This is a genomic window from Mycobacterium sp., from assembly GCF_052144515.1.
In the GTDB taxonomy this organism is placed as follows: Bacteria; Actinomycetota; Actinomycetes; order Mycobacteriales; family Mycobacteriaceae; genus Mycobacterium.
Window position 1 is genome coordinate 1 of sequence record NZ_JBKQQD010000238.1, and the last position, 7472, is coordinate 7472.

Consider the following 7472-nt stretch of genomic DNA (forward strand, 5'->3'; position numbering starts at 1 on the left):
CCGTCCACCACACACCACTTCGGGCACACCAACCACACCGGCAACCCGCCCCGCAGAGGGCACTACATCAGCAGCGTCCTAGGGGCATGAACCCTAGTTTCGCCCCGTCCACCAGGTGCGAAAGACCGCCGGACGGTTGACGCATCACGCCCCTGCGAACTTGGCAGAACAGGGGCTTCGACGCGCCAAATCTTGTACGTCATGCGCTATTAGCCGCTGTAGTAGTCGGTGTACGGCCCTGAGTCGGCCACGGACGGCGATACCAAGGGGCCGATGTCCGTATTTTGGGTTACCGCCCGCACTACAGCTTGATGATTACGGGTGGCGACAGCCAATCCCTTGGCGGCGCGGTCTGCCTCGGCTTGCGCTTCACTGCCTCCCGTCACCTTGGCCGCGAGCGCGCCGGGCAACCAGCCCGAGGGAACCTGCCTGGCCTTCAGATACCCCGGCAATTCCTTTGTGAGACACGCGATCTCGACTGGCGTCTCGGCGCTGTTGATCAACTCCTGCGCGACACTGGCGATTTGGAGCGGGTTCTTCGCGGCGTCAAGCTGGGCCGAGGACCGCCGCCAGAAAGCTGCGGCTGCCAGTTGAGCCGCTGCGTCGTCCTCGGGCACGCGGCTGCCCTTCAAGAGCTTGGCGACGTTGGCCTGTGCGTCGGCTGCGTGCTGCTGCACCTCGGCCAGTGCCGGGGCAAGCTGCTGAAAAACCAGCGTGGTGGCAAAACTGCCTGCGGCGTCTCGTAACTCGGCTGGATCCACGTCGCGGCTGATCGACGCACGATGATCGGTATACATTCTCGCCGCCTGCAGCAGCTTCCGGTGATGGCGCTCGTCTGGTGTCGATCCACCTGGATCCGGCGGCAGCGTCGTGGGTAGCGGTGGGACGTGGAAGCCGGGACGGCGTGTACCGGGGAAAGTCATTGCGAACTCCTGCGTTTCGAGGCGGGTTAGGTTCCTTTAGCACAGACTAAAGTCCTGGTCAAGGATAAAGCCCCGCCGAAATGCCGTATAGCGCAGAAACTCTCAGGGATGGATCCCACCCCGGCGACGAGGCGGCGATGGTTTCCGCTGCTGAAATGGTCGCCGGGGTGGACGTTGTGGACCGGCGGCAGCGCCCCCTGGTCTTGGTTTCCACGCGCGTGGTCACTGCCGCGCCGGTCGGCTCATTGCGTCCCGCGCCTGGTCTAGATACAACTGACGCGCCTCTTGCCGGGGCGGTGTCGCCGTGGCCGTTTACGCCACGATTGCCCCGGCTGCCGAGGGCGCGACTGTCTACCCGTAGCCGCCGCGCGGTGGTCGCTCGCAGACCGCGCCAGGCCCGCTCTTCCGAATTTGCCGCGCGACGGCCTGCTCGTTCCTAAGCTGCATTGGATGAACGCCCCGGCGAGCCTTGCAGTGACGTTGCTTGTCGCGTACCTGCTTGTCATCACGGCTGTGGTGGTCTTGTTGGTGTGGGCAAGCGCCCACCACCGGGCTGCGGAACAGCGCCGCCGTGATCTCTGGTACTTGCAGTCCGGTATGGCTGCCATCGACATGATGCGCGGCGTCGATTTTGAGAACTACGTCGCGGCCTACCGGCTTGTCGAAGTCGAGGCGTTTGCGGACCGAGCGGGTGGTGGTGAGGACTTCGTCGACGGACAGGTTGAGGGTCATGTGTGGAGGTTATCCGCCGGGACCCCGCCTCACGCCTTGGCGAACGAGTACATCCAGTACGTCTGTTCCCCGGTTTCCAATTCGCGGACGGTGGCCAGGACCTTCGAGCCGTAGACCTTGCGGACTAAGCCGCGCAGGAGCGCCGGGCTGTGGAGATCGCTCACATGAAGCAAGTGAGGCAAATTCAACTTAAACCCGCGCGCTATTTCCGCGCTGATGTTCCTCTCCGAAAGCATCTGCATTCCACTGTCTTCCAGCGTGGCCTTCCAGGCTTCATCCGTGGGGTGTGGAAAATCGGTGTACTGGAAATGCCCTCCCGGGGCCAGCACGCGCCTGACTTCGGCCATGAAACGAGAAAAGTGGGGGTAGCAGTGCGAGGATTCGATGTTGATCACCACGTCGAAGGACTCGTCCGGGAAGGGCAGATTCTCGGCGTCGCCTTGCACGAAATACAAGCCGGGCACATTGTGCGTTTTTCGGCAAAACTCGATACCGGCCGGGTTCAAGTCCAGCCCCGTGTACGACTTCGGGCCGAAAGTGCGCGTGAGGTAGGAAGCCCCGCCGCCGTGGCCGCAACCGACCTCCAGCACCCGCTTGCCGCGCAGATCCACCTGTGACTGGACCGCCGTACGTTGGTAGAGCTGGATCTGGAACCGGCCGGGCTCATCGGACGCGCCCAGCGGCACCGCCATTGGCGGATCCTCCTCGTAACCGTTGTTGAGCAACAACAGCTCACCGCTGCTGGCGGTGCGTTTGGTCAAGATGGGGTAAAGACGCTTCTGAAGCCTTTGCCACGCCACCAGCGGATACAGCCTGTCTGACACCCGCGTCTTCAGAGTCGTCTTGATAGGAACGGATTGAGCCATGGGGGGATTATGGCACCGCGAGTCGCGATGGTGGACGCCGCCCTATGCCGGTGGCCACCATTGAAAATCTCGGTACTTCCAGCCTTGCGCGATCCGTTCTTGCTTCTCGGCTTCCAAAGTGGGTCACCTGACACAGCGAGCGTTCGCGGTGTTCGGTGCGCGGTGGAACTTCGCGAGGAGCCCGTTCCGATCCGCAACGCCGGGGCGGATCATACAGATGGGCGAGCTTGTCGGCCAGCAGCTTGAACGACGGGCGCGATGCTCGACCGGAGCCGAACTGCCTTGCCTCTCTGAGCCATTGACCCCCCGGCTCAGGCATAACCACCCTCGGAAGCCCCCAAAGTGTTTCTGCGTGGACGCTGGGCGGCCCTTCGGGCACGAACACAGGCGCGGTATCGCGCGCAACTTTCATTGTGGCACTTCCGGCACAGACGACCAGACCCGTCGTGGATCGTGTTCGCCTCGTCGTACCGATGCCCGTTGCGGCAGTGGGTCTTTGACGCATTGTTATGCCGACCCCTGCTAACACACTCGCGCATGTTTTCGGATCTGGTGCCCCATCGAAGGTTTCGCAAGTGATTGTGCCGCCGCACGTCGTCGCCGTGTAGGCATTCATGCCCAGAGGGCCGAGGGCAGACCCAGGCTTCCAAGACAACGGTGTGGACTCGCACGCTTCTGCCGCCCCGGCCCAGAATCACACGCGGATACCCGCCGCCGTCAACTGTGGCACTGAGCAGCTTGCCGCAGCTTTGAATTGTCCCGCCTGCGGGACAATGTGCCGCCTTGGGGGGACGGCCAACTTTACGAAACGAACGAACGTGGCCTTTGTTGCTGACCTCGTACCGGCCTTCGAATCCCCGCACCGGAAGGAAGAACTCGCGACGGGTGGTCAATGGTGCGTGCGGCGGTTCGAAGCCATGAAGCCGGGAGGTGCGCAGGACGGCCTTGCAACGAGGGCAGAGTGAAACCAGGGGGGGCACGTTCTCAAGCTCGCGGGCACAGATGGCGCACTGCGCGGGGATCGGATTGTCAGTTGAGGTGGGGGGAAACCCCCCAGGTGACGTGGCGGGAAACCCGCCACCTGTCCCATCATTTTGGGACACCTGGACGGTGGTCATGCTCTCTCGCCTTCCTGGCCTTGCGCCTGATTTTTCGCATGCGCGGTCTGTTGGTTACCTACGTGGTTGAGTTGAGTAGGTGAGTTGGTAAGCAACGTAACCACTTTCGTACGTCCGTTGCGGTACGAAGTACCGTAACGGGATTAGTATTCTCACTTAGTCTTCTTATGGTGCAACCGTTTTGGTTGCGGGTGCCGCAACCGCTGTGGTTGCGGGTGCCACCCCTATCCGGCGGTCCAATTCGTCAGCAGCCGCTAGGAACGCACCAGCGATTTGTCGAGCGTCATCCGACGAAATGTCCTTGCCTCCGTCAACCAAAGCCCAGATGGCCCAGTTGCGAATGCTCACTTCGGTGATGCGCTGCCAGTCGGCATCGAAGACGGCGACCTGTTCAGCGCCCACAGTGATCTCGCAATCGCGCCGCGCAGAGTTGTTGTTGCCCTCCCACTTCCGCACATCGAAGTACCGGCTGTAGACATTCTCGTCGGACCTCTCGGTCCAACTCCACTCCCAGTCGAACTGGGATTCCTTGCTGCGAGCGTCTGGGTGTGGGGGATCTGGTATCTGATTCAACGCCCGCCAGATGCGCTCGTTGAATTCGTCGTCGTCCGAATCCTGTTCTGTCACTATGATCTCCATCCGTTTGACTGTCACTATTGACCTCCATCAATTCGGCAGCCTTCACAGCAGCCGCGAGCGATTGACTGCGGTGCCCACAACGATTGACCGCAAGCACATTTCGGGAACTCGGCCATGAGCGCCAGATACCGGCGGTGCTCTTCAGTCTCGGGGATATCGTCGTCCTCGGGTGCGAAACGTCAGCACCGGCACCGGCCTTGCGCTGGTTTCGTTTCGATCTCATTCGTAACCCCTGCGAACGTTGTCTTCCACGCGGCGCGACTCTTCGGCTGTCGGCATGTAAGGCTCAGAACCATTGCCGTTGCGGGCGTTTGGCGTGGGCCAGTGGGAGTCGTTCTGTGGTTGCTTTTCCTGTCCTTGCCTTCCTTTCCTAGCCTGTCCTGTTCTGTCCTAGCCTGTGCAGTCCCCTGGGACACGTCCCCTGGGACATCCCCCGGTACTGTCCCCTGGGACAACTCCGTATCCTGGCTGTCGCCAGCGGCTTTCGATGCTCGTTGTCGAGCCTTCTTTTCACGCTCCCGACGGCGGTTGTTCTCTAGTAGCTCAAGCTCCGACTGGCTGGTCTGTGTCACCGCGAATTCGGTTATCCGCCAGCCGTGGTCAATGGCCGTCCACAGCCCTGCCTTGACGAGGGCGGCAGGTGCGTAGGCTGCGAAGCGCGGGATTAATTCCAGATCCTCTTGCTCAATGCGGCCATCAGTGCGATTGCTCACCGACCACACCAAGGCCATGACAAAGGATCGAAAGTGTTCATCGGACAGACGCGCAAGTCGGCGATCCCCAAGCTACCGCTCTGGCAAGCGTGCATCGGTCATGGCAGATCACCCGCCTGCGCCGAGGTCTGCCATGCGATATCCTGGCCGTAGCAGGTTGTGTCATGTGGCTGTTGGGCGTTGGCCGGGGTAGGAACCCGGCCTTCGCTGCGTTTATGGCCCGGTGGACCGCCCTGTGCCGCAGCCGATTCCGCGCTGATATCGTTTTGCATTTTCCATTTCCTGTTCTTCCTCTCTCCGTGGGTGTATGGGCTTCCAGGGCTGCTCTTATGCCGAGGTATGCTGCGGTGCAATACAACTGAGCCAGGGCGATGCCCTGTGCGCTAGTCGTCGCCGCCGATGCGGATGAACAACTTTTCGAAGTCTTTGACGTACACCCGTACCTGTCGGCCATTGGCCACGCGGTAAGCAGGTAGACGGCCTTCTCGAATCCACTGCCGCACAGTTGAATACGGAATGTCGTATGTCTTCACGATTCGTTGGATGGTGATGGCGGGCTTCAGCCCCGGCACGGAATCGGCGATGGGTTCCTTCGCCTGGCTCCGGCGGCGGGCGCGGTTGGCTGCGGGATCGACAGTTGCGACGGCAGCCAGCGCCACCAGAAATATGGGCAAGTGGCAGTTTCATGATGTGGTGCTAATCCTTCGACCTCGGTTACCCCGCTTTCAGCGGCCATCACCAAGGATACACCTGCCAGCAGTGTCCGGCGCACGAAAGACGTGGTGCCACAGTGACAATGGCGAGTCGGTGGATATACCGACCATGTTCCAGATGCGGGATCGGGCGGCGGGGGAACAAACTCGACAGGTCCACATAAGTTCCCCGGCGGCTTCCAGGGACACGGGGCGTTGGCTTGGGTTTCCGGCGAGTGAAGCTGGGCCTGGACAGACAGATCAGGCCCTGGCCGGTACATCACCCAGCCAGGGCCTGATCGTTTGTCCTGGGGCCGCTGAGGCCCAGGACGGGCTAGCCCTCTGCAGCGGCCAGTTCCGACAACGCCGCTGCCACTGCGGCATCACGGCCACTGACGACGTGCTGATAAAGCAGCGCCGCACGCACGGTTGAGTGACCCATGCGTGCCATGTTCTCGGCCAGGGTGCCGACGCGGGCAGTCATCGTACCGCTCGCGTGACGAAGGTCATGCACGCGAACGCCTTCGCGCCCGATGGCCTTCAGTGCGGGGCGGAACGTGAACCGCCGAAAGACGGTGTCGTTGAGGTGATCGCCGCTGTTGTTGGGGAACAGCAGCGCATCGGCACCCTTGGCCGTGTGCGCGTCGAGATGGTGCTTGATGTCGGCGCGGATGTGCGGGGGAACCACCACGGTGCGAGCGAGGCCGGACTTAGGGCTGGCGACCTGGTAGCCGTCGCGGGTGCGGGTCACCCCACGTTGCACATGGATCACCTCGACCACCTCATCAATGTCATGGCGGCGCAATTCGGTCACCTCACCCCAGCGCAGCCCGCACCACGCCGAGACCAAGATCATGGCCTTGAAGCGATCAGGGACGGCGTCGGCCAGCGCGGCGATCTCGGGCACGCCGAGGACGACCGGCTCACGCTTGCGCGGCGGATTCATCGCACGGCTGATTTGGCACGGGTTCGACTGCAGCAAGCCATCTTTCACAGCCGTGGCGAAGATGCCGTGCAGCAGAGCGTAGACATGCGAATTGCGCCGGGCGTGCTCTGTGCCCAGCGCGCTGTACCAGGACCGCACCAAAGCCGGGGTGACAGCGTTGATCTCGTGGCGTCCGATGGTGTCGTTCACATGCAGCCGCAGCTTGGCCCGGTACTCGTCGCGGGTGCGCGGCTTGATGTTGCGCTCGTCCACCCACTTCGCCGCGTACTGCGAGAGGGTGATTGCGCGGGCTGTACGGGCCGCTGCGCGCTTGGCGGGCGGGGTCCAGGTGTCCACAGTTCGATCAGCTTGCGTTCGTCGGCCAGCCAGCCTTCTGCGCGTGGCTTCGTGGTGAACGTGACCGGCGCGGTGCGCCGGACGAGGTCGTGGATGTAGGACGCCTGGAAGCGGCCCGACGGCAGTTTGCGGATGTGGCCCCAGCCCCGGCTGCCTTTGGTGCATGTCATGGTGATTCCCTCCGTGCGATCTTCGTGCGATCTCGCATGATACGCGCCAGCATTTACCAGCGCAGCCAGCGCACGGCGCGGAGGCCTGAATCGCCTGGTAGAGGCCACGTTTCGCAGGTCACCCGGCATGCCCGATTTCGCGTGGCTGACGGATTCAAATCCTGTCAGCCCGACTTAATGAAATAGGCTCTGACGCGAAGATTTCCCCAACGTCGGTGATCAACTGGCGTGGGTCAGGGTGACGTGGTAGCCCATGGCTTCGAGTTGGTAGATGGCCCGCTTCTTTGCTCGCTCGGGGTGCAGCCGGTTGAAGTAGTCGGCGCCCGGGTCGTTGTAG

6 protein-coding genes and 1 pseudogene are annotated in these 7472 nt (G+C 62.4%); all 7 read right to left on the bottom strand.

Going from position 1 to position 7472, the window contains the following annotated elements; translation table 11 throughout:
* Positions 1-209: 209 nt before the first annotated feature.
* The 7 genes and pseudogenes from ACLP9N_RS16550 to ACLP9N_RS16580 all read right to left on the bottom strand — a co-directional run bounded on the left by ACLP9N_RS16550 (position 210) and on the right by ACLP9N_RS16580 (position 6965).
* A complete protein-coding gene (locus ACLP9N_RS16550; protein ID WP_442408440.1) occupies positions 210-923 on the bottom strand; it encodes a hypothetical protein in 714 nt (237 codons plus the stop codon).
* A 630-nt stretch (positions 924-1553) separates the two neighbouring features.
* Positions 1554-1655: pseudogene (locus tag ACLP9N_RS16555) on the bottom strand (nitroreductase family protein); the annotation flags it as partial.
* A gap of 29 nt (positions 1656-1684) precedes the next feature.
* Positions 1685-2521 carry a phthiotriol/phenolphthiotriol dimycocerosates methyltransferase gene (locus ACLP9N_RS16560; RefSeq protein ID WP_442408441.1) on the bottom strand — a complete coding sequence of 279 codons (837 nt, stop codon included), beginning with the start codon at positions 2519-2521 and terminating at the stop codon, positions 1685-1687.
* Between the two features lie 311 nt (positions 2522-2832).
* Positions 2833-3639: an NUMOD4 domain-containing protein gene (locus tag ACLP9N_RS16565; RefSeq protein ID WP_442408442.1), complete on the bottom strand. Its 807-nt coding sequence runs from the start codon at positions 3637-3639 to the stop codon at positions 2833-2835.
* A gap of 165 nt (positions 3640-3804) precedes the next feature.
* Positions 3805-4266: a hypothetical protein gene (locus ACLP9N_RS16570; RefSeq protein ID WP_442408443.1), complete on the bottom strand. Its 462-nt coding sequence runs from the start codon at positions 4264-4266 to the stop codon at positions 3805-3807.
* A 1108-nt stretch (positions 4267-5374) separates the two neighbouring features.
* Complete coding sequence (locus tag ACLP9N_RS16575) at positions 5375-5650, bottom strand: excisionase family DNA-binding protein (protein ID WP_442408444.1); 276 nt, start codon at positions 5648-5650, stop codon at positions 5375-5377.
* A gap of 367 nt (positions 5651-6017) precedes the next feature.
* A complete protein-coding gene (locus ACLP9N_RS16580; protein ID WP_442408445.1) occupies positions 6018-6965 on the bottom strand; it encodes a tyrosine-type recombinase/integrase in 948 nt (315 codons plus the stop codon).
* Positions 6966-7472: the final 507 nt, after the last annotated feature.

What these genes read in the sequence shown, in the direction of transcription:
- ACLP9N_RS16565 (WP_442408442.1), bottom strand. Translation starts at nt 3,639, where the DNA reads ATGACCACCGTCCAGGTGTCCCAAAATGATGGGACAGGTGGCGGGTTT.
- ACLP9N_RS16550 (WP_442408440.1), bottom strand. Translation starts at nt 923, where the DNA reads ATGACTTTCCCCGGTACACGCCGTCCCGGCTTCCACGTCCCACCGCTA.
- ACLP9N_RS16560 (WP_442408441.1), bottom strand. Translation starts at nt 2,521, where the DNA reads ATGGCTCAATCCGTTCCTATCAAGACGACTCTGAAGACGCGGGTGTCA.